The sequence below is a fragment of the Streptacidiphilus jiangxiensis genome (assembly GCF_900109465.1).
Lineage (GTDB): Bacteria > Actinomycetota > Actinomycetes > Streptomycetales > Streptomycetaceae > Streptacidiphilus > Streptacidiphilus jiangxiensis.
The window spans coordinates 275,838-300,025 of the sequence record NZ_FOAZ01000004.1; the positions used below are offsets into that span (position 1 = coordinate 275,838).

The following is a 24,188-nucleotide window of genomic DNA, read 5'->3' on the forward strand; positions in this document are numbered from 1 at the left end:
ACAGGGTGAGTACCACGGAGATCGACCAGTCGCAGTTCGACGTCGCAGTGGTGGGCGGGAGCATCGCCGGATGCGCCACCGCGATCCGGTTCAGTCAGATGGGTTACCGCGTCGGCATCTTCGACAAGAAGCCGATGAACGACGAGTTCCACAAGCGGCTCTGCACCCACTTCATCCAGCCGCATTCGGTGCCTCTGCTGGCCGGGCTCGGACTGGCCCACCTCACCGAGCCCGAGTGGTCGGTGCGGACCAAGGCGGTCTTCGTCACGCCCGGCGGCGTGATCGACGGTCCCGGCGGCTATGTCGCCGGCCCGCCGGACTCCTACGCGCTCAACCTGGAACGGCGCGTGCTCGACCCGGCCCTGCGCGCGGCCGCCCGGAAGCAGGGCGTCCAGTACCTCGACTCCACCCTGGTGGAGTCGCTGGTGGAGGACGAGTCCGGCTGGATCCTGGACACCACCGGCGAGAGCGGCTCCCAGCGTTTCCGCGCCCGCCTGGTGGTGGCCGCGGACGGCCGTCGGTCGAGCCTGGCCAAGGAGCTGGGCAACCCGGCCGAGAGCCACCCCAACGACCGCGCAGCCCTGTTCGGCTACTTCACCGGGATCAGGCCCCGGGAGGACAACCGTTCGATCTTCATCATGAACGACCGGGACCTGGCCTGCGTCTACCCGCTCGTCGGCGGCCGGACCCAGCTCGTCCTGTTCGCCGAGAAGTCGCGGGTCGAGGGGTGGTCGGGCCAGGACGGCCGGCTCCGGGAGTTCCTGAAGTACTTCGACGACCTGGCCGACGCGCCCTCCACGGCCGAGGCGGTCCCGGAGTCCGGTCTGCTGGGCTACACCGACTACCCGAGCCAGGTACGCCAACCGGTGGTCGGCTCGGTCCCGTTCGTGGGCGACGCCGCCCTCTCGGTGGATGCGATGAGCGGCGTGGGCTGCGGATTCGCACTGGTCACGGCCGATCTCCTGGCCCAGTCCTTCGCCGACCGCTCCCTGGACAAGGCCGGTGTCGCGGACGGTCTGGAGGAGTACCGGCGGCGGTACGCCGAGACGGTGCAGCCCCACATCGAGGGCATCTACGGCGACTCCCTGGTCGAGAAGAACGAGGCGACCAGGAAGCGGATGTTCACGACGATCTGCGCCAGTGAGGACCTGAGCCAGAAGTACCTGTCCCTCAGCGGACGCCTGCTGATGCCCGGCGAGTTCCAGCGGGACCTGATGCGGGCGCTGATGACCCGGGGCAGCGCCGGACTCAAGCGCTGACCGAAGAGACGCCGAACACCGAACGCCGCACACCGAACGCCGAACAAAGAGACAGAGATATCGCTATGCAGAAGACTTCGCCCCTCGTGGGCGTGCTGTTCGGCGTCACCGCCAACATGATCTGGGGGCTGGCGTTCCTGCTGCCGGCGGTGCTGCCCACCTCGGACGCGGTCGGGCTCGCCGTGGCCCGGTACCTCTCCTTCGGGCTGCTGTCGCTCGTGGTCGTCGCGGTCACCCGCGGCGCCGGGATGCGCGGACTGGGGCGACGGGTCTGGCTGACGGCGTTGGCCTTCGCCTTCGCCGGTCACCTCGGGTACTACCTGTTCCTGGTGCAGGGGATCGGCCACGCGGGGGCGCCCATCACCACCGTGATCATCGGCACCCTGCCGGTCACGGTCGCGCTGGCGGGCAACTGGGCCCGTAAGGAGTTCCCCCTCTCCCGCCTGGCACTGCCGCTCGGGGCCATCGTGGTCGGCCTGGTCCTGGTCAACCTCGAGGAGGTGGACTGGCACAACGTCTTCAGCGGCCACTCCGGGTCGAGCTGGGTGCTGGGCATCGGGGCGGCGCTGACGGCCCTCGGCATGTGGACCTGGTACGCGGTGGCCAACGCGAACTTCCTGCGGCGGCATCCGGAGATCGCGCCGATCACCTGGTCCACCATGATGGGCGTCGGCGCCCTGGTGCTGTCCCTGGTCGCCCTGCCCATCGCCGCCGGCGCGGGCGCGATCCACGTCGGCGCCGGACACTCGCTGCTCCCGGTGCTGGGCGGAGGCCTGCTGCTCGGCATGCTCGTCTCCTGGTTCGGCACGGTGCTCTGGAACCGCGCCTCGGGGTCGGTGCCGATCTCGATCGCGGGGCAGCTCGCCGTCATCCAGATGATCTCCGGGCTGATCTACGTCTTCACCTGGGACAGCCGGATGCCGCCGCCGGTGGAGCTGGTCGGGATCGCCCTGCTGATCGGCGGAGTGCTGCTGGCCATCCAGCGCATCCGCACCACCCCGGAGGCCCGCCGCGTGACGGCCGACGCCGCCCCTGTTGCCGACGCGCCCGCCGCGGCGGTCGAGTCCGGCCGCTAGGAAGAGGAGAGAAGCCCATGCCCCGTGTCGCGTTCACGACCTTCGCGATCCTGAAGAAGCCCTACGGGAACCCCGAGGTCCAGGAGTTCGACGACCTGACCCCGCCCACCTTCGAGCAGGCGGAGAACAGCCCGGGGTTCATCGCCCGGGCGAAAGAGGCACCCGAGCAGAGCCAGATCACCAACTTCGAGCGTGACTGGGGTCGTTGGGGCAAGTTCGAGGTGCCGCGCTTCTACACCGGCGGCCGGACCGACGACACCGACAGCCGCGCCTCCACCCTGTCGCTCTGGCAGGACCTCGAGTCCGTCCTCGCCTTCGTCTACGACGGCCTGCACCGCTCGACCCTGAGCCGACGGCACGAGTGGTTCCTGAAGCCCGAGTGGCCCAGCTACGCGGCCTGGTGGGTGGCCGACGACGAGATCCCGACCTGGTCCGACGCCTGCGCCCGGCTGGAGCACCTGCACGACCAGGGGCCCACTCCGTTCTCGTTCACGCTCCGTCAGCCCTTCGACGCCGACGGCGCCCCGACCCAGCTGCGCCGCCCGGCCGAGCGGCAAGCGCCCCGTTCCTGAGCACCGCCCTCCGCACGACACCACACCACACCACACCACCTGGGGATGTCTCCGTGATCTCACGCTCCTTCGACCGATCGGCGATGAGCTGGTCCTACGAGATGCACCTTCAGCCGCTGCTGTCCGCAACGGACATCGAGGGACTGCCCTTCGGCTCTGTCTTCGGCAGCGTGCCGGCGCACTCCGTCTCCAAGCGGCACGCTCACCACGACGGCGAGATGTTCATCGTCCTGGCCGGCAAGGCCGTCGTCGTACTCGGCGACGAGGAGCGTGAGTTCGGCCCCGGCGAGGTCGTCCACCTCTCGCCCTTCGGCTTCCACGAGATCCGCAACGAGTCCGACGAGCCGTTCGACATCGTCTCGGTCTACTGGGAGCACATCCCGAGCGCCGTCGCGGCCCTCGACAAGCTCCCCCCGCACGAGCAGCTCCCCGCGCGGGCGCTGGTCTTCTGCCCACCGCCCACGCCCAACGGCGGCCTGCACCTGGGCCACCTCTCGGGCCCCTACGTCCGCGCCGACATGCTGGTCCGCGCGCTGCGCAGCATGGGTCGTGACGCCCGCTACGTCACCGGCACCGACGACCACCAGTCGTACGTGGCCTCCGCGGCCCGGCTGCGGGGCACGGAGCCGGGCGCCGTCGCGAAGGCGGAGGGCGACACCGTGATCGCCACCCTGCGCGCGGCCGAGGTCGGCTGCGACCGGCTCACCCGGCCCGCGGGGGACCCGGAGCACGCGGACCGCATCAGGGCGCTGTTCGACCGCGTGGTCACCTCTCCCGCCGTCACGGAGCAGGAGCACCCGACGGCCTACTGCCCGACCTGCGACCTGTCCCTGCACCAGGCCTTCGCCCGCGGCTTCTGCGCCCACTGCGAGGCCTCCAGCGACGGGGAGATCTGCGAGGCCTGCGGCCGGCCCAACGAGGCCCGTGAACTCACGGGCCTGAAGTGCCGGATCTGCGGCACCCCGGCGACCACCCGCCCGGAGCGGGCGCTCTGGCTCGACCTCAACGCCTACGCCGAGCAGCTGCGCGAGTACCTGCGCGGCGCGTACACCTCGCCCGACCTGCAGGCGCTGGTGGAGCGGCTGCTCGACGAGGGGCTGCCCCCCTACCGGCTGGGCCGCACCACCGACTGGGGCGTCTCCCTGGGCGAGGGCCAGGCCCTCGACGCCTGGGCCGACCTCGCGCTGACCTTCCTGGACGCGGCCCGGGCCGAGTCCGAGCAGGGCGGTCCGGCGAAGATCACGCTCTTCCTCGGCTACGACAACAGCTTCTACTACGCGGTCCTGCTGCCGATCCTGGCCTTCGCGGCCGGACTGGCCGACCACCTGCCCGCCGCGTTCGTCACCAACCAGTTCCTCCACCTGGAGGGCGAGAAGTTCTCGACCAGCCGCGGCCACGCGGTCTGGGCCGACGACGCCATCGCCGCGGCGGGACCGGACGCGGTGCGCCTCGCCCTGCTCAGGAACGCCCCCGAGGGCCGGGTCACCCAGGTCAGCCACGAGAGCGCCGGGCACCTGGCGCAGGACCCGCTGTACCGCGGCGCCCACGCGTGGCTGGCCGGCTTCGCGGCGCTGGACGAGGAGTGCGGCGGCAAGGTCCCGGGCACCGGCGCCTGGACCGACGCGCACCGCGAGTTCTACCGGCACCTCAACCTGATCACCCGGCAGCTCGACGGCCTGCTGCTGCCCGAGTCGTTCAGCGCGCGCGGCTACGTCCAGCTGCTGGAGTCCTTCGTGGTCCGCGCCGCCGAGTTCCGGGCGACGGACACGCCGATGCGCCGGGTGGGCTCTCTGGCGGAGGAGGCCCGTACCAGCCTGGCCCTGGAGTACCTCGCGGCCAAGGTGTTCGCGGCGCTGGCCTGGCCGGTCACCCCGGTCCTGGCCCAGCAGGTCTGGGACTGGCTGGGCCTGACGGGCCACCCGGTGCGCGAGACCGACTGGTCCTTCCTGCCGACCGGCGCCACCTGCCTCGCGCCCGCGCCCGAGCTCGCGACGGCCACGCAGGCCGCTGCGGGCGAGCGACCGTGAGCCAGGACCGCGTCCTGGCGTCCGGCGACGGGGAGCTCCCCGCCCGCGCGGACGTCGTGGTGGTGGGCGCCGGGATCACCGGCGCCTCCGTCGCGCACCAACTCGCCCACCGCGGGGTCTCCGTCCTCGTGATCGAGCAGGCCCCGCGGTCGGGTGCGGGTGCCACCGGCGCCTCCGGCGGCATGGTGCGCGCCTACGACCAGGACCGGGTGGTCGCCGGGCTCGCGCTGCCGAGCCTGGCCGTCTACCGCGATCCCACCCGCTGGGCGTCCGGACGGTCCCCGCTGCACGCCGTCGGCGCCGTCACCGTCGCCGATCCGGACCGGGCGCCCGCATTCCACGAGGCCGCCGAGCGCATCAACGGCGAGCTGGGCACCTCGGCGCACCTGGTCGCCGACCGGGCCGAGGTGTGCGGCATCGGGCTGGCCGGCGGCGTGGCTTTGGTCGAGCCCGAGGCGGGTTGGGTGTCGCCGACCGAGGTCACCGAGGACTGGCTGCTCCAGGCCCGCACCGCCGGCGCGGTGGTCCGCCACGGCGTCCGGGTGCTCGGCGTCGCCGGGCGCGGCGGACGCCCGGTGGTGGTCACGGACGCGGGCGAGGTGAGCGCCGGGGCCGTGATCGCGGCCGTCGGGCCCTGGGCGGCGGACCCGGTGCCGGGCCTGCGGCCCGCAGCGCCGGTCCGGTCGCGCTCCATCCAGGTGACCATCCTCGAGCGGCGCCCGCCCGCACCCGAGCACGCGACCTTCGTCGACCTGCGCACCGGGCTCTACGCCAAGCCGGTCGGCCGGGACCGGACCCTGGTCGGCATGCCGCACCTCGTCTGGGACTCCCCGGTCGACGCCGAGCCGGACCCCGCGCACGCACACGCCACCGTCTCCGCGCTCACCGCGCACTTTCCCTGGCTCGGCTCGGCGCGGCAGCTCCGCACCGTCCGCGCCGCCGACGCCTACGGCGGGCCCGCGGCCGAGGGCCGCGCCACGTCGCTGCTGGAGCCCACCGGGATGCCGCACACCTGGTCGGTGCGCGGCTGGGACGGCGGCGGGGTCAAGACGGCCCCCGAGGCCGGCCGCCGCATCGCGGCCGCCTGTCTGGCCGACGCCCTCCCCGAGCTCGCCTGATCCGACCGCGCACGGCGGGACCGACGTCGCGTCGGTCCCGCCCCGCACGCATGACCTCGCCCCACGCTCGCTCTCCGTCCAGGAGGAACAATGACCCACGTCCACGATGTCATCGGCATCGGCTTCGGCCCGGCCAACCTCGCCCTGGCCATCGCCCTCGAGGAGGAGGGCTACGACCTCGACGTGCGCTTCCTGGAAGCGCGGCCGGGGCCGTCCTGGCAGAGCGCCATGATGCTCGACGGGTCGGACATCCAGAACCACCCCGTGCGCGACCTGGTCTCGCTGCGCAATCCGCGCAGCCGCTACAGCTTCATCAACTTCCTCTTCGAGACCGGGCGCCTGCTCGAGCACCTCAACGTCCCGATGGAGTTCCCGCTGCGCAAGGAGTACGCGCAGTACGTCACCTGGGCCGCCGGCCACTTCGAACGGCTCGTCGACTACGGCGTGCACGCCACCGGCGTCACCGTCGAGCGGGACGCCGAGGGCAACCCGGTCCACACGGTCACCACCTCGACCGGGGAGACCCTCCGGGGCCGCGCCCTGGTCATCGGCACCGGGCGAACCCCGTTCGTCCCGGAGCCGTTCGACGCGGTGGAGTCGCCGCGGGTCTTCCACCTGACCCGCTACCTGCCCGCACTGCGGGAGTTGGAGGAGCTGAGCCTCGCCGCCCGGGGCGAGCGGGCGCCGCGTGCCGTGACCGTCGTCGGCGGCAGCCAGAGCGCGGTCGAACTCACCCTCGACCTCGCCCGCCGCTACCCCGAGGCCCGGGTGACCACCCTCGCGCGCTCGCTGACGCTGCGCCAGAAGGACACCAGCCCGTTCAGCGAGGAGGGCTACTTCCCCGAGTTCACCGACTACTACTACCGCGCGCCGCGCGACCGCAAGAACGCCATCGACTCGTTCATGCGGCTGACCAACTACTCCTCGGCCGACGGCGACGTGCTCCGCGAGCTGTACCGGCTCGTCTACGAGCAGCGCCTGGACGGGGACCAGAAGGTCGTCGTCAGCGGCAGCCGCCAGGTGCGCAGCATCGAGCCGGGCGAGGACGGCGTGCGGCTCGGCATCGAGGAGCTGAACACCGGGGCGGTGGAGGAGAGCCAGGTCGACTTCGTGGTCCTGGCCACCGGCTTCCGTGACCTCGGCCCTGCGGCCCACCAGGAGCGGGTGCCCGCGCTGATGCGCGACATCGCCGACGAGTTCGCCTTCGACGGCGACGGCTACCTGTCGGTCGGCCAGGACTACGAGGTGCGTCCGCTGGTGGCCGGAACGCCCGCGCTCTACCTCAACGGCCTGTGCGAGTCGAGCCACGGGATCGGCGACGCCGGCTCGTTCAGCCTGCTGTCGCTGCGGGCCAAGACCATCGCCGAGAGCCTGCGGAAGCGTCTCGACTGATGGAACCCGTACCCAGGCCGGAACCGAGGATCGCCGCCGGGCTGGCCGGCGGCGTCCTCGGCGCCGGGATGCTGGTCGCGCCACCGGTGGTCGCGGCCCTGGCGGCGGGCGACAGCCTCCTGGTCTGGGCGGCGCACATCCTGCTGGGCGGGTCGGTCAGCCTCCTGCTGTCCGCGCTGGTCCGGGCGCGCCTCGGTCCCGACACGCTGTCGGGGGCGGTCGGCGCGCTGCTGGGGCGGTGGGCCCGGCGGGCGGTCGACGGAGTCTTCGCCGTCGCCTTCACCGCCGGACAGGCGGCCATCGCCTGGTTCGCGGCCACGTGCCTGCTGACGGCCGCCCACGGGACGGTGCCACGCCCGGGGGCGGGAGTGCTGCTGCTCGCGCTCGGCATGCTGGCGATGGCGGTGGCCGCGGCGCTCGGTCCGTTGTCGCTCCCGGGCGCGGTGCTGCGGCTGCGTCCCTGGGTCGTCGGGGCGTTGGCCCTGGCGGACGCCGTCTGGGTGTGGCCGGCCGTGCACACGGCGGGCCCGCCCACACCGCTGGCCGTGACCGGGTGGTCCCCGTTCGCGGTCCGGTGGCTGGCCTTCGCCGCCCTGTTCTTCGCCGGCGTGGGTTGGGAGGCGGTCACCCGGGTCGTGCCGACGGCCGCAGCCGGACCGCGCCGCACCGTCGTCGGCGTGGTCCTGGGCACGGCCACCGTGGCCGTGGTCTACCTGGGCCTGGCCGAGGCCCAGCGGCTGGCCGCCGGACCGGAGCCGGAGTCGGCGCCGGCACCGCTGCGCTGGTTGCTCGCCGGTGCCACGGCCGTGGTGCTGACCTCCTACTGCTTCACCAACGTGCGCACCGCCGCCCGGATCGCCGCCCGGCTGCGTCCCACCGAACCGGGTCGCACCGAGCCGGGTCGCACCGAACCGGGCAAGGCTCTCATCGGTGCCGTCGGCGCCGCGTGCTGCGCCTTCGCCTGCCTCGGAACGCGCGACGGCGCCGTGCCGCTGCTGCTGCTCGGGCCGGCCGCGGCCGCGGTGACCGGCTACGCCCTGGCGGCGGTCGCGGCCGTGCGCCGCGGCCACCCGCTCCTGCGCGTGGGAGCGGCCGTGGTCCTGCTCGTGCTCCTGGCCACGGCGGTCCTCGCCGTGCCCGCCCTGTTGGGCGGTTGACGGACGGGCGCGATCCGCCCGCACCGCCGACCGTCCCGCAGTACTCCCCGTTTTCTCCTTCCCGACCGGCCATCTGACCGAGCCACAGCTCCGAGGGGACACCATGAACGTCACCACCATCGAATCCGAAGTCCGCACCTACTGCAGGAACTGGCCGGTGGAGTTCGAGCGGGCGGCCGGGAGCCGCATGTTCGACCGCGACGGGCGCGCCTACCTGGACTTCTTCGCCGGGGCCAGCGCCCTGAACTACGGTCACAACCACCCGGCGCTCAAGCGGGCGCTGATCTCGTACCTGGAGCAGGACGGGGTCACCCACAGCCTGGACATGCTGACCGTCGCGAAGCAGGAGTTCCTCACCGAGTTCGCGGCGCGGGTGCTCGGCCCGCGCCAACTCGACTACCGGGTGCAGTTCCCCGGCCCCACCGGGACCAACGCGGTGGAGGCCGCGCTCAAGCTGGCCCGCAAGGTGACCGGCCGGCAGTCCGTGGTCGCCTTCACCGGCGGCTTCCACGGCATGTCGCTGGGCTCGCTGGCCGTCACGGGCAACGCGAGCAAGCGCGGCGGGGCCGGCGTCCCGCTCGGACACACCTGGCGCATCCCGTACGACGGTTTCGCCGGGGGCGAGGTGTCCGGGCTCAAGCTGCTGGACTCCATGCTGTCCGACAGCAGCAGCGGCATGGACCTCCCGGCGGCCGTCATCGTGGAGACGGTCCAGGGCGAGGGCGGCGTCAACGTGGCCGGTCCGGTCTGGCTGGCCGACCTCGCGGAGCTCTGCCGCCGCCGGGGCATCCTCCTGATCGTCGACGACATCCAGATGGGCTGCGGCCGCACCGGCTCCTTCTTCAGTTTCGAGTCGGCCGGGATCACCCCGGACATCGTCTGCCTGTCCAAGTCCATCAGCGGCTACGGCCTCCCGATGGCCCTGACGCTCTTCCGCACCGAGCTGGACGTGTGGCAGCCGGGGGAGCACAACGGCACCTTCCGCGGCAACAACCCGGCGTTCGTGACGGCGACCGCCGCGCTGCGCGAGTTCTGGGCCGACAGCACCCTGGAGAAGCAGACCGCCGAGCGTGGTCTCCGCTTCGAGGAGGTGCTGGGGGAGCTCGCCGCCCAGTACCCGGAGCACGTGTCGGAGCTGCGCGGCCGCGGCCTGGTCTGGGGCCTGGCGTTCCGGGAGCCGGACCTGGCCCGGCAGGTCGCCGCGACCGCCTTCGCCGCCGGACTGCTGGTGGAGACGGCGGGCTCCAACGACGAGGTGGTCAAGCTGCTGCCGCCGCTGACCTCGACGGACGAGGAGCTCGCCGAGGGCCTCGGCATCCTGCGGGAGTCCGTGCGGTCCGTTGCGGAAGCGTATTGATCCACTTCGGTACCGCCCGTAGGCTGCGGCGTGTACGGACTGCGTGTTGAACTACTGACCGGAGGAGTTCCGTTGGACCGTCAGCTCGGGCGTAGGCCCGCCCTGGTCGTGATGAGCGACCTGGCCGCTCTGGCCCGTCAGCACCGTCTGATCGTCGACATCGCCGAGCGCGGGTTGACGGTGCTGGTCGTGGTCGGACCGTCGACCGACCTGGAGAAGCTGGACGGCCACATCCGGGACGGCGGGCATCCGCTGTCCCGGATCGCGGAGGTCCGTCAGCTTCCTGATGCCGCAGTCGGTGCCGTGCTGGCATCCGTGCAGGACTGGATCACGGACTACGACGTGCGCGGCGTGATCTGCGCCGGCGAGGTCTTCGTCGACGCGACGGCCGTCCTGGCCGAGGTGCTGGGCCTGCCCAGCACCGGGACCTGGGCGGCCCGGGTGTGCCGCGACAAGGTCATGCAGCGCGTCGTGCTGCGGGACCACGGACCGAAGTGGCGCGCCTACGCCCCGCACGACCGGCACCGCGCCGCCTCCGAGGTCTACCCGTGCGTCGTCAAGCCGGCCGGGCGGATGTTCAGTTCGGGTGTCGTCCGGTGCGACGACGCCGGGCAGCTGCAGGACGCGCTGGGCCAGTACGGGCCGGACGAGACGATCCTGGTCGAGGAGCTCGTCACCGGTCCCGAGTTCTCCGTCGAGGCCCTGGTGCACCGCGGCGAACTGCTGTGGAGCGGCGTCACCGGCAAGACCACGAACGAGGACAGCGGCCGCTTCTTCACGGAGATCGGCCACACCAGCCCGGCCAAGCTGCCGCCCGCCGACACGGAGGCGCTCGTGGCGGCGAACGCGGCCATCCTGAAGGCGTTGCGCTTCGAGAGCGGGATCACCCACGCGGAGTTCCGGCTCCGCGACGGGCAGCCGGTGCTGATGGAGATCGCCGCGCGACTGCCCGGCGACGCGATCACCATGCTCTGGAACCTCGCCACCGGTCTGCCGTTGGAGCCGGCCATCGTCGACCTCGCGCTCGGGGTGCGGCCGGACTACCCGGCGCCGACGCGGCGGGCGCTGCAGCGCTTCACCGAGCACCGCCCCGGCCGGCTGGTGGACGTCACCTGCGCGGAGGCGCCGGTGTCGTGGATCTCTGAGGACGCCTTCTGGCCGATCGCGGTGCCGTCGGCGGACCCGCAGGCTCCGGCCCGTGCCGTGTCGGTCATGGTCGGCGTTCCGCGCGGCACCGAGCTCGGGGCGCTGAACGACTCCTACGGGCGCTCGGCGTCCGTGGTCGTCGACCTCCCCTGGGAGGCGGAGCCGGACCGTGAGGCGCACACCTTCACGGACCGGGTCGAGTTGGTGATCGAGGGGGGCTGACCCCCGGTCTGCCGCGCAGGTGCGGCCCGGCGTCACCGCGGCTTGCGGACGCCGGGCCGCACCTGTCTGCCCCGGAGGGAATCAGACCGGAGCCGACGCGGACTCCGGCTGGGCCGCTGCCGAGGCGGCGACCCGCCGGTCCAGTGCCGTGCCGATACGCAGTTGGGCCGCGCCGGCGACCAGGCCGGCGACGAGGCAGCCGGTCCAGAGCGGCGCCGCGCCCCAGGCGTGGATCACCGATCCGCCGAGCAGCGGTGCCAGCACCGCCGAGCCCGTCCAGGCGACCTGGTACAGGCCCTGGTACCGGCCGCGCAGGTGGTCGGGGGAGAGCCGCGCCACGAGCGCGAAGCCGGTCGGCGTGTTGCCGATCTCGCCCAGCGTCCACACCACGACCGAGAGCGCGTAGACCCCGGCCGAGTGCCCGAGCAGCAGTACCGCGTAGCCGATCCCGATCACCGCCGACGAGGCGGCCAGCACGCGGGATTCGGGGAACTTCCGGTAGAGCCGGGTGAGCGGCAGTTGGGCGAGGGCGACCACGATCCCGTTGAGCGCGACCACGCGTCCGAAGGCGCTGGGGGAGAACCCGTCCACACCCATGGAGATCGGCAGACCGCTGTCGGCCTGCGCGAGGATGGTGAGCACCAGGAAGCCGGCGACGACGAACGCCACGAACGTCCGGTCGCGGAGCACGGCCCCCATCCCCTGGCCCGCCGCGGCCTCGTCCGCCGCTGCTGCGGCCCGCTGCGGGCCGGCGACCCGGGTGGCGATCAGCACGGCACTGAGCACGGTGGTGCCGGCGTCCAGCCAGAACAGGGCGGTGTACCCGGTGAGGGTGACCAGGCCGACCGAGAACATGGCGACGGAGTAACCGATGTTGATCGCCCAGAAGTTGAGCGAGTAGGCCCTGGCCCGGTCCGGCTCGGGGATGACCTCGGCGATGAGCGCGTTGTTCGCGGGCCGCGTCGCGTTGTTGGCCAGGCCGACGGCGAAGCCGCCGAGCAGCAGCGCCCAGGGCGAACGGCCGTACGCGAGGGCGACCATGCAGGTCGCGGTGGCGACCTGGGCGCCCACCAGCGTCGGCTTGTGCCCGAGGCGGTCGGCCAGCACTCCGCCGAAGGGCCCGGAGACGAGCGACCCGATGCCGATCGCCGAGACGACGGCGCCGGCGAGGACGGTGCCGCGGTGCAGCTCGCCGGTGACGTAGTAGGCGAGCAGCGGCATCACGAAGCCGCCGGCGCGGTTGACCAGTTGGGCCGTCCAGAGCCACCAGAAGTCGCCGGGCAGTCCGCCGAAGGTCGCCGCGGCCGCCGACCGCGCTCGTGCCACTGCTCGCATCTGCACAAGACCACCCCGTCAGAACCATGGTGCAGGTGAGTGGATCTTACGAGACGGGCTGCCCGGTGAACCAGTGCGCCCGGACGGCGTCCGTCGGTCGCTGCTCGCCCATGCTGTCCAGCCCCCAGCCGGCGAGGGCCTCGACGACCTGGCGCAGTGCCAGGCCGCGTTCGGTCAGCTCGTAGACCGTCGCGCTCGCGGGCGGCTCCAGCCGCCGGCGCGTGACCACGCCCTCGGCCTCCAGCTGCTTGAGCCGCGTGGCGAGGATGTCGGTGGAGACGCCCGGCAGATCCGCGTGCAGGTCGGTGTAGCGCCTTGCGCCGCGCAGGAGTTCACGGACGATCAGGAGGCTCCAGCGCTCTCCCACCGCGTCCAGGGCGCGGGCGACGGCGCAGTACTGGTCGTAGCTTCGGCGTGACATGGGCGTCAGCATAGCCAAAAGGTTGGACTTTCAAAGTGCGAGCTTGGTAGAACAAAGCAGTCGCGTCGGTTCGGGTCCGCAGCAGGAGTGACGGTCGGGAGGCCGCAGATGGAGTTTCGGCAGTCCAGCAAGCTGAAGGACGTGTGCTACGAGATCCGTGGCCCGGTGGTCGACCAGGCCAACGCGCTCGAGGAGGCCGGCCACAGCGTGCTGCGCCTGAACACGGGCAACCCCGCGCCGTTCGGTTTCGAGGCGCCGGAGGAGATCCTCCAGGACATCATTCGCAACCTCCCCAACGCGCACGGCTACAGCGACTCCCGCGGCATCCTGCCCGCCCGGCGCGCGGTCGTGCAGTACTACCAGCAGCGCGGCGTCGCGGGCGTCGGCGTCGACGACGTCTATCTCGGCAACGGCGCGTCCGAGCTGATCCAGATGGCCGTGCAGGCGCTGGTGGACGACGGCGACGAGGTGCTGGTGCCCGCGCCCGACTTCCCGCTGTGGACGGCCGTGGTGCGCCTCGCCGGGGGCAAGGCCGTGCACTACATGTGCGACGAGGAGGCCGACTGGTACCCCGACCTCGCCGACATCGCCGCGAAGATCACCGACCGCACCAAGGCCGTCGTCGTCATCAACCCCAACAACCCGACCGGCGCGGTCTACTCGAAGGAGCTCCTTCAGGGCATCCTCGAACTCGCCCGCCGCCACGGCCTGATGGTGTTCGCCGACGAGATCTACGACAAGATCCTCTACGACGGTGTCGAGCACCACTGCCTGGCCGCGCTGGCCGACGACGTGGTGACGCTGACCTTCAACGGCCTGTCCAAGGCCTACCGGGTGGCCGGCTTCCGCAGCGGCTGGCTGGTCGTCTCGGGGCCCAAGGAACAGGCCCGGGACTACCTGGAGGGCCTCACCATGCTGGCCGCCATGCGGCTGTGCCCGAACGTCCCGGCGCAGTACGCGGTGCAGGCCGCGCTCGGCGGGCACCAGTCGATCCACGACCTCACGCTGCCGAACGGGAGGCTGACCGAGCAGCGCGACATCGCCTGGCGGACCCTCAACGACATCCCGGGCGTGAGCTGCGTCAAGCCCAAGGGCGCGCTCTACGCGTTCGCCAAGCTCGACCCGGCCGTCCACAAGATCGTCGACGACGAGCGCTTCGTGCTGGACCTGCTGCTCCGCGAGAAGATCCACATCGTCCAGGGCACCGGCTTCAACTGGCCGGCTCCGGACCACTTCCGCTTCGTCACGCTGCCCCGGGCCGACGAACTGGAGACCGCCGTCAACCGCATCGGCCGGTTCCTCGCCACGTACCGCCAGTAGTCCGCTCCTGTAGGACATAGGCCGTCCTACATGCCTCATAGCGTGGTTCCTGTCAGGGAGAGCGCAGCAGCAAGGGGCAGGAGAGAAGAGATGAGCACCACCGACCGCAGGCGTTGGATCGCCCTCGCCGTCGTCATGACGGCGAGCTTCATGGATCTGGTCGACGCGACGATCGTCAACATCGCCATTCCGAGCATCCAACGCGACACCGGCGCCGGGTTCAGTGCGATCCAGTGGATCACCGCCGGGTACGCGCTCGCCTTCGCGGTCGGTCTGATCACCGGCGGGCGCCTGGGCGACATCTACGGCCGCAAGCGGGTCTTCCTGCTCGGCACCGCCGGCTTCACCGCCGCCTCCCTGCTGTGCGGGCTGGCCGCCAACCCGGAGATGCTGGTCGCCACCCGGATGCTGCAGGGCGCGACGGCGGCGCTGATGGTGCCGCAGGTGCTGTCGATCATCCACGCCACCTTCTCCGGGGAGGAGCGCGGCAAGGTCTTCGGGATGTTCGGCGCGATCATCGGCCTGGCCGCCGTCACCGGTCCGCTCCTCGGCGCGCTGCTGACCACCTGGAACGTCTTCGGCCTGGAGTGGCGCCCGATCTTCCTGATCAACCTGCCCTTCGGCATCGCCGGCCTGGTGCTCGGCCGTCGCTTCATCGACGAGTCGAAGGCCCCGCAGGCGCTCAAGCTGGACCTGGTCGGCGTCGCGCTGGCCACGGCCGGTCTGCTGATGGTGATGTACCCGCTGGTCCAGGGTCGCGAGAACGGCTGGCCGGTGTGGGGCTGGGCGCTGATGGCGGCGGGTGTGGCGACGCTCGGCGGCTTCGTCCGGTACGAGCGGTTCAAGGGCGCCAAGGACGGCTCCCCGCTGGTCGAGCTCGGCCTGTTCAAGGCGCGCAGCTTCGCCGCCGGCATCGGCGTGCAGCTGGTCTTCGGCATCGGCTGCGGCATCTTCTTCCTGGTCTGGACGCTCTACATGCAGATCGGCCTCGGCTGGACCCCGCTGCACGCCGGCCTCACGGGCCTGCCGTTCACCGTCGCCTGCTCCGCGGCCGCCGGGATGTCGGTCCAGCTGCTGGTGCCGCGCCTGGGCAGCCGCCGGGTGCTCCAGCTCGGCGCGCTGACCACGGCCGCGGGCGCACTGATCTACGTCGGCGAGGCCTACCGCTACGGCCAGGGCGTCCACTCCTGGCAGATGGCGCTGCCGCTGCTGGTCATGGGCGCCGGGATGGGCATGGTCTTCTCCCCGCTGACCGACGCGGTGCTGTCCGAGGTCCCGAAGCAGCACGCGGGCTCGGCCTCCGGCCTGATCAACACCACCAACCAGCTCGGCAACGCGTTCGGTCTGGCGCTGGTCTCGGTGGCCTTCACCGGCTCGACGGTGGTCCGCTCCTTCGGGCACGCGATGTTCTGGATGGTCGGCGCGCTCGCCGTCGTCACGGTGCTGCTGGCCGCCCTGCCGAACCGCGGCGGACAGAGCGTCGAGGCCGTCGCCGGCGGCGCGGCGGACACCGTCGACCAGCCGGTTCTGGTCGGCTGACGAGGCTCTCCCCATCGGGTGGCCCGGCCGCTCGCGACCTGTCGCGGGAGGCCGGGCCTCCCGGTTTCGCGTGATTCACCGGCGTGTACTAGGGTGTTATCTCGACATCAAGATATCTGCCGCTACACTCGACCTGGATCGCGTGAGCAGCGCGCCCGGAAGACCCAGAACACAGGGAGAAGTCGTGTCCGCGAACAGCTTCGACGCCCGCAGCGCACTGCAGGTGGGCGACGAGTCGTACGAGATCTTCAAGCTCGACAAGGTCGAGGGCGCCGCCCGCCTTCCCTACAGCCTGAAGATCCTCCTGGAGAACCTGCTCCGCACCGAGGACGGCGCGAACATCACCGCCGACCACATCCGGGCGCTCGGCGGCTGGGACCCGAACGCGGAGCCCTCCGAGGAGATCCAGTTCACCCCGGCCCGCGTGATCATGCAGGACTTCACCGGCGTGCCCTGTGTCGTCGACCTCGCCACCATGCGTGAGGCCGTCAAGGAGCTCGGCGGCGACCCCTCCCGGATCAACCCGCTGGCCCCGGCCGAGATGGTCATCGACCACTCGGTCATCGCCGACAAGTTCGGCACCAAGGACGCGTTCACCCAGAACGTCGAGATCGAGTACGGCCGCAACAAGGAGCGCTACCAGTTCCTGCGCTGGGGCCAGACCGCGTTCGACGAGTTCAAGGTCGTCCCGCCGGGCACCGGCATCGTGCACCAGGTCAACATCGAGTACCTGGCCCGCACCGTCATGGTCCGCAACGGCCAGGCCTACCCCGACACCTGCGTCGGCACCGACTCGCACACCACCATGGTCAACGGCCTGGGCGTGCTGGGCTGGGGCGTCGGCGGCATCGAGGCCGAGGCCGCGATGCTGGGCCAGCCGGTCTCCATGCTGATCCCGCGCGTGGTCGGCTTCAAGCTCACCGGCGCGCTGCCGGACGGCGCCACCGCGACCGACCTGGTGCTCACCATCACCGAGATGCTGCGCAAGCACGGCGTCGTCGGCAAGTTCGTCGAGTTCTACGGTGACGGCGTCGGCTCCGTGCCGCTGGCCAACCGCGCCACCCTCGGCAACATGTCGCCGGAGTTCGGCTCGACCTGCGCGATCTTCCCGATCGACGGCGAGACCATCAACTACCTGCGCCTGACCGGCCGCAGCGAGCAGCAGCTGGCGCTCGTCGAGGCGTACGCCAAGGAGCAGGGCCTCTGGCACAACCCGGCGGTCGAGCCGGTCTTCTCCGAGTACCTGGAGCTGGACCTCGCCACCGTCGTGCCGTCCATCGCCGGCCCGAAGCGCCCGCAGGACCGCGTGATCCTGGCCGAGGCCGCCACCAAGTTCCGCTCCGCCGTGCGTGACTACATCACCACCTCGGACGAGTCCGGCGAGGAGTCCTTCCCGGCCTCCGACGCCCCGGCGTCCTCGAACGGGATCCACAACCCCTCCGTGGTCACCGCCCCCGACGGCTCGACCTACGAGATCGACAACGGCGCCGTCGTGATCGCCTCGATCACCTCCTGCACCAACACCTCCAACCCCTCGGTCATGCTGGGCGCCGCCCTGCTGGCCAAGAAGGCCGTGGAGAAGGGCCTGACCGTCAAGCCGTGGGTCAAGACCACGCTGGCGCCGGGCTCCAAGGTCGTCATGGACTACTACGAGAAGGCCGGCCTCCTCCCCTACATGGAGAAGCTGGGCTTCAACCTGGTCGGCTACGGCTGCGTGACCTGCATCGGCAACTCGGGCCCGCTGCCCGAGGAGGTCTCCAAGACCGTCAACGACCACGACCTGGCCGTCGTCTCGGTGCTCTCCGGCAACCGCAACTTCGAGGGCCGGATCAACCCCGACGTCAAGATGAACTACCTGGCCTCGCCGCCGCTGGTGGTCGCCTACGCCATCGCGGGCAACATGAACGTCGACATCACCCGTGACGCGCTGGGTGCCGACGCCGAGGGCAACCCGGTCTACCTGCACGACATCTGGCCGACCGAGCAGGAGGTCGCCGACGTCATCGCGACCTCGATCGACCAGGACATGTTCACCAAGGACTACGCGGACGTCTTCGCGGGCGACCACCGCTGGCAGTCCCTGCAGGTGCCGACCGGCAACACCTTCGAGTGGGACGCCGAGTCCACCTACGTCCGCAAGCCCCCGTACTTCGAGGGCATGGCGCACGAGCCGGCTCCGGTCACCGACATCACCGGTGCCCGCGTCCTGGCCAAGCTGGGCGACTCGGTCACCACCGACCACATCTCCCCGGCCGGCAACATCAAGGACGGCACCCCGGCCGCCGAGTACCTCAAGGCCCACGGCGTCGAGAAGCGTGACTTCAACTCCTACGGCTCGCGCCGTGGCAACCACGAGGTCATGATCCGCGGCACCTTCGCCAACATCCGTCTGCGCAACCAGATCGCGGCCGGCACCGAGGGCGGCTACACCCGCGACTTCACCCAGGCCGACGGCCCGGTGTCGTTCATCTACGACGCCTCGCAGAACTACCAGGCCGCGGGCACCCCGCTCGTCGTCCTGGCCGGCAAGGAGTACGGCTCCGGCTCGTCCCGCGACTGGGCGGCCAAGGGCACCGCGCTGCTCGGCGTCAAGGCCGTCATCGCCGAGTCCTACGAGCGCATCCACCGCTCGAACCTGATCGGCATGGGCGTCCTCCCGCTGCAGTTCCCGGAGGGCCAGACGGCCGACTCCCTCGGCCTGACCGGCGAGGAGACCTTCTCCTTCACCGGCGTGACCGAGCTGAACGAGGGCCGCACCCCGAAGACCGTCAAGGTCACCACGGACTCCGGCGTCTCCTTCGACGCCAAGGTCCGGATCGACACCCCCGGCGAGGCGGACTACTACCGCAACGGCGGCATCCTGCAGTACGTGCTGCGCTCGCTGATCAAGTAATCGGCGCCCGCTAGCTCTCCGAGCGGCCCTGCTCCCCTTCGTCTTCGGGGGAGCGGGGCCGCTCTGCTGTTCGCGCCGCGCGGCTGAGCAGGAAGAACGCGACGAGCGTGACCGCGATGACCACGACGGCCACCGCGATGTATCCCCACCAGCAGGCGAGGGCGAAGCCCACGGCCCCCACGGCCAGGACCGTGGCCGAGGCCCAGCGCCGGCCTGTCCACGGCGCCTCGCGCCGCCGGTGGGCCTGGACGAGCTGCCCGAGTGCACTCGCCGTGATGATCAGCGGCGGAACGCGCGTCCACAGCGGGGAAGCCTCCTGCCGCAGCAGCAGGTGCCCCTGCCCGCGGATGGTCAGCACCAGCCCGGCGACGAAGACACCCGCGCCGGCCACCGCGAGGAGCAGACCCATCACACGCATCAACGCGACCCGGACCTCCGAGACCGGCTGGTCGCGCGTCCACAGCCGCTGGTCCTCGACGTACTGCTGGGTGTAGCCGTTGCGGTTCGCGAAGAGCAGTGCGCCGAAGGTGCCCATCAGGCCACCTCCGACGAGCATGATCACGCCGCCGCCCGTACCGGTCATCGTCGCCCCCGTTCGACTGTGTCCGCGCTCGGATTGTGCTCCGCCCAAGTCGTTGACGGTTATAACCCTGCATGTAACCCTAAGGGGGTTATAGATGCTCGGAGCATCCGTCGGAGGCCCGCATGCCCAAGATCAACGTGTATCTGCCCGACGACCTCGCCGCCGCGGTGAAGGCGGCCGGGATCCCCGTCTCGGCCGTGTGCCAGAAGGCGCTGGCCGACGCGGTGCAGGTGGTGACCGTCGCCCGTAAGGGCGTCGCCGCCCTGCGCGACCCCGGCTTCGACCCCGGCTCCCGGCCGGAGTTCGCCGGGCGGCTGGGCGAGCGCATGACCGCCCGGCTCCGCGCCGCGATCGACCTCGGTCGGCAGGCTGCGGGGGAGGGTCCGCTCGGCACGGCGCAGCTGCTGGTCGGCCTGCTCGACGAGGGCGACAACCTGGCTACCCGCCTGCTCCCGGTGATCGGCGCGGACGCCGACGCGCTGCGCGAGGCGGCGGTGGCGATCGCCGTCGAGGAGTCGCTGCCCACGGCCGCGGCGACCGAGGGCGGCTTCTGGGCCGGCATGACGATGGCGGCCCGCGGTGCGATCGCCGCGTCGCTGGAGGCGTCGATCGAGCTCGGCCACAACTACATCGGCTGCGAGCACCTGCTGCTCGGGCTGCTGGCCGAGCCCGAGAGCGGTGCCGGTCAGGTCCTGCATGCGGCCGGTCTGGACGCTCCTGCCGTCCGCCGAGCCGTCGGCTCCGCGTTGGCGGGTTTCGCCCAGGCCCGCCAGACCGCGACGCCCGCCGGTGGGCAGGCGCTCCAGCAGGTCCTCGACCGCCTGGAGGCCATCGAGACGCGCCTCGGCGCGGCGGGGCTGTGAGCGGTCAGCCCGCGCCGCGCCCGCTTGCGCGCCCGGCGCGCGGAGTCGGCCGGATCCGGCTACCGGATTCTGCCCTTCCGTAACCCGGCAGGGGAAGGTCTGTGGTCGAACCGTTATCGGCGGGGCTCGGTCCGTCAGCTGTCGGCGACGCCGGTGAGGAGGGCGCCGCCGACGGAGAAGAGGCGGGCGCAGCGCTCCGTCATGGCCTCGGGGGACTGGTCGGGGTGGTGGATCCACCAGCGGACCAGGGCGGTGGTCAGGCCGCGCCAGGCGAACATGAGCGCGTCGGCGTCGAGCGGGTCGTCCAGTCCTGCCCCGCGCAGCAGGTCGGCGGTGCCGGACGCGGCGAGGGCGTCGATGGCGCCGCGGTAGTGCGCCGCACGGCGGGCGGCCTCGCTGTCCGGTGGCAGCGGGTCGGCGTAGAGGACGAACCACGCCTCGCGTTGGCCCTCGAGCTCGGTGAACAGCCCATGCAGGACGCGCAGGGGCGTGGACTTCGCGGTCGGCGCGGTGGCCGCCGCCATCGCGGCACGGATCGCTGCCAGCAGCCGTTCGCCGACCGGCTCCAGGCAGGCGAGGAAGAGCTCCTCCTTGCTGCCGAAGTACTGGTGCACCAGTGGCTTGGTGACGCCCACGCGCGCCGCGACGGCCGCCACGGTGGTGGCGTCGTATCCGTGGCGGCCGAACTCCTCGGTGGCCGCGGCCAGCACCTGACGTTGGCGATCCGCGCGGGGGACGCCCTTGGTGCCGGCCCTGGAGGCAGTGCTTGTCATGGGCTCAGATCTTACCCTAGGGTAATTTACCGCTGGGTAAATTGACCTCCGCTGGGAGCCCCCTCATGCCGCCCGAGACCTCGCCCGACGCCCCCCTCACCTCCTCCCGCACACGCTCCTGGTGGGGCTGGGGCTACGCCGACGCCCACCCCGACGACGCGGAATGCCTCGCCATGGGCGCCCTGCTGCCCGGCACCCTGGCCCGGCCGCTGCCGGTGCCGCGCGTCGCCGACCTGGGCATCGGCAGCCCTGCCGTGACGCCCCCGCCCTCCTTGGCGCAGCTGGTCTCCGCCGATCCCGAGGACCGCGCCGCACACGCCCTGGGCAAGGCCTACCGCGACGTCGTCCGCGCCCTGCGCGGGCGGCCGGGCCGGATCCCCGACCTGGTCGCCCGTCCGGCCGGCGACCAGGACGTCGCCGACCTGCTCGACTGGGCCGGCGGGCAGGGGGTGGCCGTGATCCCGTTCGGTGGCGGGTCCTCCGTGGTCGGCGGCGTGGAGTACCGCGGCGACGCCCACCGCGCCGTGCTGTCCCTGGACCTGACCGCGATGGACCGGGTGGTGGAGATCGACGTCACCAGCCGTGCGGCCCGGATCCAAGCCGGCGCGCTCGGTCCCGTCCTGGAGGGGCAGCTCCGGCCCCACGGCCTGACCCTGCGCCACTTCCCGCAGAGCTTCGAGTTCTCGACCCTCGGCGGCTGGCTCGCCACCCGCGCCGGCGGTCACTACGCCACCGGCCGCACCCATGTCGACGACTTCGTCCAGTCGATGCGGGTGGTCACCCCGGCCGGCGTGAGCGAGTCCTGGCGGCTGCCGGGGTCCGGCGCCGGGCCGTCGCCCGACCGGCTCTTCCTCGGCTCGGAGGGGACGCTCGGCGTCATCACCGAGGCGTGGATGCGCCTGCAGGAGCGCCCCCGGCACAAGGCGTCCGCGTCCGTGGCCTTCACCGACTTCCGGCGCGCGTTGGACGCCGTCCGGGAGATCGCGCAGTCCGACCTCGCACCCGCCAACTGCCGTCTGCTGGACCCCGGTGAGGCCGCGCTGTCCGGCGCGTCGCGGGACGGGTCGAGTGTCCTGGTGCTGGGCTTCGAGTCCGCCACCGCTCCGGTCGGCGACCGCCTCGCGACCGCGCTGGAGCTGGCCCGCGCCCACGGGGGCACGTCCGACGGCGACACGTCCCGTGAGGCCGACGCCGCCGATTCCGCCGTCGGCGCCTGGCGTTCGGCGTTCCTGCGGATGCCCTACCTGCGCGACGGCCTGGCCCGGATGGGTGCCGTCGTCGAGACCTTCGAGACGGCCGCCACCTGGGACCGGATCCCCGCCCTGATCGACGAGGTCCGCACCGAGGTGGGCGCCGCAGCCGTGAAGGCCACCGGACACCCGGCCACGATCAACTGCCGACTGACCCACGTCTATCCCGACGGCGCCGCCCCCTACTTCACCGTGCTCGTCGCCGGCCGCCCCGGCGGCGAGGTCGAGGTCTGGGACGAGATCAAGGCCGTCGCGAGCGAGGTCCTGTACCGGCACCGGGCCACCGTCACCCACCACCACGCCGTCGGCCGCGACCACCGCCCCGGGTACGACCGCCAGCGCCCGGAGCCGTTCGCCCTCGCCCTGCGCGCGGCGAAGGACGCGCTGGACCCGCACGGCATCCTCAACCCCGGAGTGCTGCTCGACTGAGACCCCGAAAAACCAGGTGACGTGCGACATCGCACGGGGATAGCTTCGGGTTGTGAACGTCATGGGCCGAACCACCACCGCGACCGCGCGAGCGACCAGCTCGCCGGTTGCCGCCGCCTGACGTCCAGTCACTCCACACCCTCGGCGACCGGGAACGGTCTGCCGAGGGTTTCTCGCGTTCACCCCCGTGGCTTCGAGTTCTTCGACGCCCGTGCAGGCCTTTCCCCGGCGCCTCCCGCTGCCGTACGTGAAAGGACCCGCCATGAACACCATGACCACCGACATGACCACCGACGAGATCGTCCGCAGGTTCGTCGAGTACTACGAGGGCCGCGGCCACCGCCGGATCACCGGCTCGACGCTGCTGCCGCCGCCCGGGGACCCGGTGCTGTTCACCACCTCGGGCATGCATCCGCTCACCCCCTACCTGGAGGGCCGCCCGCACCCGCTCGGCCGCCGCCTGGTCAACGTCCAGCGCTGCCTGCGCACCACCGACCTCGACGAGGTCGGCGACCGCACCCACCTCACCGTCTTCGAGATGCTCGGCAGCTGGTCGCTCGGCGACTACGAGGGGCCGCAGAGCCTCGACTGGGGCTACGGGCTGCTCACCGAGGGCTTCGGCATCGACCCGCGCCTGCTCCATGCCACCGTCTTCGGCGGCGACGAGCAGACCGGCCCGGACACCGGCTCCCTTGAGCTGTGGCAGGGGCTCGGCGTCCCCGTCGAGCTCACCGTGGAGGACAACTGGTGGTCGAACGGGCCGACCGGCCCCTGCGGGCCGGACTCCGAGATCTTCCTGTGGACGGGCGACGGCCCGCCGCAGTCCACGCCGACCGGCGACGAGCGGTGGGTGGAGATCTGGAACCACGTGATGATGCGCCACCGACGCCTCGACGACGGATCGCTGGTACCGCTGCCGCAGCGGAACGTCGACACCGGCCTCGGTCTCGAACGGCTCTCCTCGCTGCTCCAGGGGCGCCGCTCGGTCTTCGACTGCGACGTCTTCGACCCGTGGCGCCGGCTCCTGCCGCCGCTGTGGCCGCTGGGCGACGACTCCTCGCTGCGGCTCGTCGGCGACCACCTGCGCTCGTCCGTCGTGGTGATCGGCGACGGCGTGCGCCCGTCCAACACCGGCCGCGGCTACGTGCTGCGCCGCCTGGTGCGCCGCGTGCTCACCGTCCTGTGGCGCGAGCACCCCTCCCGCACGCTGGGCGACCTGCCCGAGGAGCTGGTCCGGCACACCCTGGACCGCTTCCGCCAGGACGTCGACCCGGGCGTCGTCCTCGGCGTGCTGCGGGAGGAGGAGCGCCGCTTCGTCTCCCTGCTGGAGCGCGGGCGGCGCATCCTCTCCCGCCCGCGCTTCCGCGGCCCGTTGGGCGAGGAGGACTTCCACCACCTCCACGACACCCACGGCCTGCCGCGCGAGCTCGTCCTGAGCCTGCGCCAGGAGTGACCT

18 protein-coding genes and 1 pseudogene are annotated in these 24,188 nt (G+C 72.0%); 15 read left to right on the top strand and 4 right to left on the bottom strand.

Annotated features, from left to right (window positions below):
* The first annotated feature begins 5 nt into the window (after window positions 1-5).
* From BMY61_RS10160 to BMY61_RS10200, 9 genes are all read left to right on the top strand, one after another.
* Entirely contained in the window at window positions 6-1,259 is a 1,254-nt protein-coding gene (locus BMY61_RS10160) for an NAD(P)/FAD-dependent oxidoreductase (RefSeq protein WP_075003836.1), read from the top strand.
* 65 nt (window positions 1,260-1,324) lie between these two features.
* Window positions 1,325-2,335 carry a DMT family transporter gene (locus tag BMY61_RS10165; protein ID WP_052438229.1) on the top strand — a complete coding sequence of 337 codons (1,011 nt, stop codon included), beginning with the start codon at window positions 1,325-1,327 and terminating at the stop codon, window positions 2,333-2,335.
* Between the two features lie 17 nt (window positions 2,336-2,352).
* A complete protein-coding gene (locus BMY61_RS10170) occupies window positions 2,353-2,907 on the top strand; it encodes a DUF3291 domain-containing protein (RefSeq protein WP_042441712.1) in 555 nt (184 codons plus the stop codon).
* 53 nt (window positions 2,908-2,960) lie between these two features.
* On the top strand, window positions 2,961-4,934 hold the full coding sequence (locus tag BMY61_RS10175; protein WP_042441710.1) for a class I tRNA ligase family protein: 1,974 nt from the start codon (window positions 2,961-2,963) through the stop codon (window positions 4,932-4,934).
* The gene (locus tag BMY61_RS10180) at window positions 4,931-6,052 is read left to right on the top strand and encodes an NAD(P)/FAD-dependent oxidoreductase (protein WP_042441708.1); all 1,122 of its coding nucleotides are present in this window, start codon (window positions 4,931-4,933) and stop codon (window positions 6,050-6,052) included. The genes BMY61_RS10175 and BMY61_RS10180 overlap by 4 nt, the downstream gene beginning before the upstream one ends.
* Window positions 6,053-6,142: 90 nt before the next feature.
* Complete coding sequence (locus tag BMY61_RS10185; protein WP_042441706.1) at window positions 6,143-7,444, top strand: lysine N(6)-hydroxylase/L-ornithine N(5)-oxygenase family protein; 1,302 nt, start codon at window positions 6,143-6,145, stop codon at window positions 7,442-7,444.
* The gene (locus tag BMY61_RS10190) at window positions 7,444-8,601 is read left to right on the top strand and encodes a hypothetical protein (RefSeq protein ID WP_042441703.1); all 1,158 of its coding nucleotides are present in this window, start codon (window positions 7,444-7,446) and stop codon (window positions 8,599-8,601) included. The genes BMY61_RS10185 and BMY61_RS10190 overlap by 1 nt, the downstream gene beginning before the upstream one ends.
* 103 nt (window positions 8,602-8,704) lie before the next feature.
* Window positions 8,705-9,958 carry a diaminobutyrate--2-oxoglutarate transaminase gene (gene ectB, locus BMY61_RS10195; RefSeq protein ID WP_042441700.1) on the top strand — a complete coding sequence of 418 codons (1,254 nt, stop codon included), beginning with the start codon at window positions 8,705-8,707 and terminating at the stop codon, window positions 9,956-9,958.
* Window positions 9,959-10,030: 72 nt separating this feature from the next.
* A complete protein-coding gene (locus BMY61_RS10200; RefSeq protein ID WP_042441697.1) occupies window positions 10,031-11,326 on the top strand; it encodes an ATP-grasp domain-containing protein in 1,296 nt (431 codons plus the stop codon).
* An 81-nt stretch (window positions 11,327-11,407) separates the two neighbouring features.
* Here the strand turns inward: BMY61_RS10200 and BMY61_RS10205 are convergent, their stop codons facing one another.
* A complete protein-coding gene (locus BMY61_RS10205) occupies window positions 11,408-12,661 on the bottom strand; it encodes an MDR family MFS transporter (RefSeq protein WP_236655798.1) in 1,254 nt (417 codons plus the stop codon).
* A gap of 67 nt (window positions 12,662-12,728) precedes the next feature.
* Window positions 12,729-13,082 (bottom strand): annotated as a pseudogene (locus BMY61_RS10210) (winged helix-turn-helix transcriptional regulator); the annotation flags it as partial.
* Between the two features lie 108 nt (window positions 13,083-13,190).
* Between BMY61_RS10210 and BMY61_RS10215 the strand changes: the two are divergent.
* From BMY61_RS10215 to acnA, 3 genes are all read left to right on the top strand, one after another.
* On the top strand, window positions 13,191-14,402 hold the full coding sequence (locus BMY61_RS10215; protein ID WP_042441693.1) for a pyridoxal phosphate-dependent aminotransferase: 1,212 nt from the start codon (window positions 13,191-13,193) through the stop codon (window positions 14,400-14,402).
* 90 nt (window positions 14,403-14,492) lie between these two features.
* Complete coding sequence (locus tag BMY61_RS10220) at window positions 14,493-15,941, top strand: MFS transporter (RefSeq protein ID WP_236655797.1); 1,449 nt, start codon at window positions 14,493-14,495, stop codon at window positions 15,939-15,941.
* A gap of 184 nt (window positions 15,942-16,125) precedes the next feature.
* Window positions 16,126-18,834 (top strand): aconitate hydratase AcnA, encoded by a 2,709-nt coding sequence (gene acnA, locus BMY61_RS10225; protein ID WP_042441690.1) that lies wholly within the window; start codon window positions 16,126-16,128, stop codon window positions 18,832-18,834.
* A gap of 10 nt (window positions 18,835-18,844) precedes the next feature.
* Here acnA and BMY61_RS10230 read toward each other — a convergent pair whose 3' ends face one another.
* Window positions 18,845-19,417, bottom strand: coding sequence for a hypothetical protein (locus BMY61_RS10230; RefSeq protein ID WP_042441689.1), 573 nt, complete (start codon window positions 19,415-19,417; stop codon window positions 18,845-18,847).
* A 122-nt stretch (window positions 19,418-19,539) separates the two neighbouring features.
* Here BMY61_RS10230 and BMY61_RS10235 point away from each other — a divergent pair, with 122 nt between their 5' ends.
* Window positions 19,540-20,280, top strand: coding sequence for a Clp protease N-terminal domain-containing protein (locus BMY61_RS10235; protein ID WP_042441686.1), 741 nt, complete (start codon window positions 19,540-19,542; stop codon window positions 20,278-20,280).
* A gap of 134 nt (window positions 20,281-20,414) precedes the next feature.
* Here the strand turns inward: BMY61_RS10235 and BMY61_RS10240 are convergent, their stop codons facing one another.
* Window positions 20,415-21,053 carry a TetR/AcrR family transcriptional regulator gene (locus tag BMY61_RS10240; RefSeq protein WP_042441684.1) on the bottom strand — a complete coding sequence of 213 codons (639 nt, stop codon included), beginning with the start codon at window positions 21,051-21,053 and terminating at the stop codon, window positions 20,415-20,417.
* Between the two features lie 65 nt (window positions 21,054-21,118).
* Here BMY61_RS10240 and BMY61_RS10245 point away from each other — a divergent pair, with 65 nt between their 5' ends.
* Both BMY61_RS10245 and BMY61_RS10250 read left to right on the top strand, forming a co-directional pair.
* Entirely contained in the window at window positions 21,119-22,732 is a 1,614-nt protein-coding gene (locus BMY61_RS10245) for an FAD-binding oxidoreductase (RefSeq protein ID WP_042441682.1), read from the top strand.
* Between the two features lie 283 nt (window positions 22,733-23,015).
* Window positions 23,016-24,185 carry an alanine--tRNA ligase-related protein gene (locus BMY61_RS10250; protein ID WP_042441956.1) on the top strand — a complete coding sequence of 390 codons (1,170 nt, stop codon included), beginning with the start codon at window positions 23,016-23,018 and terminating at the stop codon, window positions 24,183-24,185.
* Window positions 24,186-24,188: the final 3 nt, after the last annotated feature.

Excerpts from the sequence above, each read along its gene's own strand:
- BMY61_RS10165 (WP_052438229.1), top strand. The coding sequence starts at position 1,325 with ATGCAGAAGACTTCGCCCCTCGTGGGCGTGCTGTTCGGCGTCACCGCC.
- BMY61_RS10170 (WP_042441712.1), top strand. The coding sequence starts at position 2,353 with ATGCCCCGTGTCGCGTTCACGACCTTCGCGATCCTGAAGAAGCCCTAC.
- BMY61_RS10185 (WP_042441706.1), top strand. The coding sequence starts at position 6,143 with ATGACCCACGTCCACGATGTCATCGGCATCGGCTTCGGCCCGGCCAAC.
- BMY61_RS10190 (WP_042441703.1), top strand. The coding sequence starts at position 7,444 with ATGGAACCCGTACCCAGGCCGGAACCGAGGATCGCCGCCGGGCTGGCC.
- ectB (WP_042441700.1), top strand. The coding sequence starts at position 8,705 with ATGAACGTCACCACCATCGAATCCGAAGTCCGCACCTACTGCAGGAAC.
- BMY61_RS10205 (WP_236655798.1), bottom strand. The coding sequence starts at position 12,661 with ATGCGAGCAGTGGCACGAGCGCGGTCGGCGGCCGCGGCGACCTTCGGC.
- BMY61_RS10215 (WP_042441693.1), top strand. The coding sequence starts at position 13,191 with ATGGAGTTTCGGCAGTCCAGCAAGCTGAAGGACGTGTGCTACGAGATC.
- BMY61_RS10220 (WP_236655797.1), top strand. The coding sequence starts at position 14,493 with ATGAGCACCACCGACCGCAGGCGTTGGATCGCCCTCGCCGTCGTCATG.
- BMY61_RS10230 (WP_042441689.1), bottom strand. The coding sequence starts at position 19,417 with ATGACCGGTACGGGCGGCGGCGTGATCATGCTCGTCGGAGGTGGCCTG.
- BMY61_RS10235 (WP_042441686.1), top strand. The coding sequence starts at position 19,540 with ATGCCCAAGATCAACGTGTATCTGCCCGACGACCTCGCCGCCGCGGTG.
- BMY61_RS10240 (WP_042441684.1), bottom strand. The coding sequence starts at position 21,053 with ATGACAAGCACTGCCTCCAGGGCCGGCACCAAGGGCGTCCCCCGCGCG.
- BMY61_RS10245 (WP_042441682.1), top strand. The coding sequence starts at position 21,119 with ATGCCGCCCGAGACCTCGCCCGACGCCCCCCTCACCTCCTCCCGCACA.
- BMY61_RS10250 (WP_042441956.1), top strand. The coding sequence starts at position 23,016 with ATGACCACCGACGAGATCGTCCGCAGGTTCGTCGAGTACTACGAGGGC.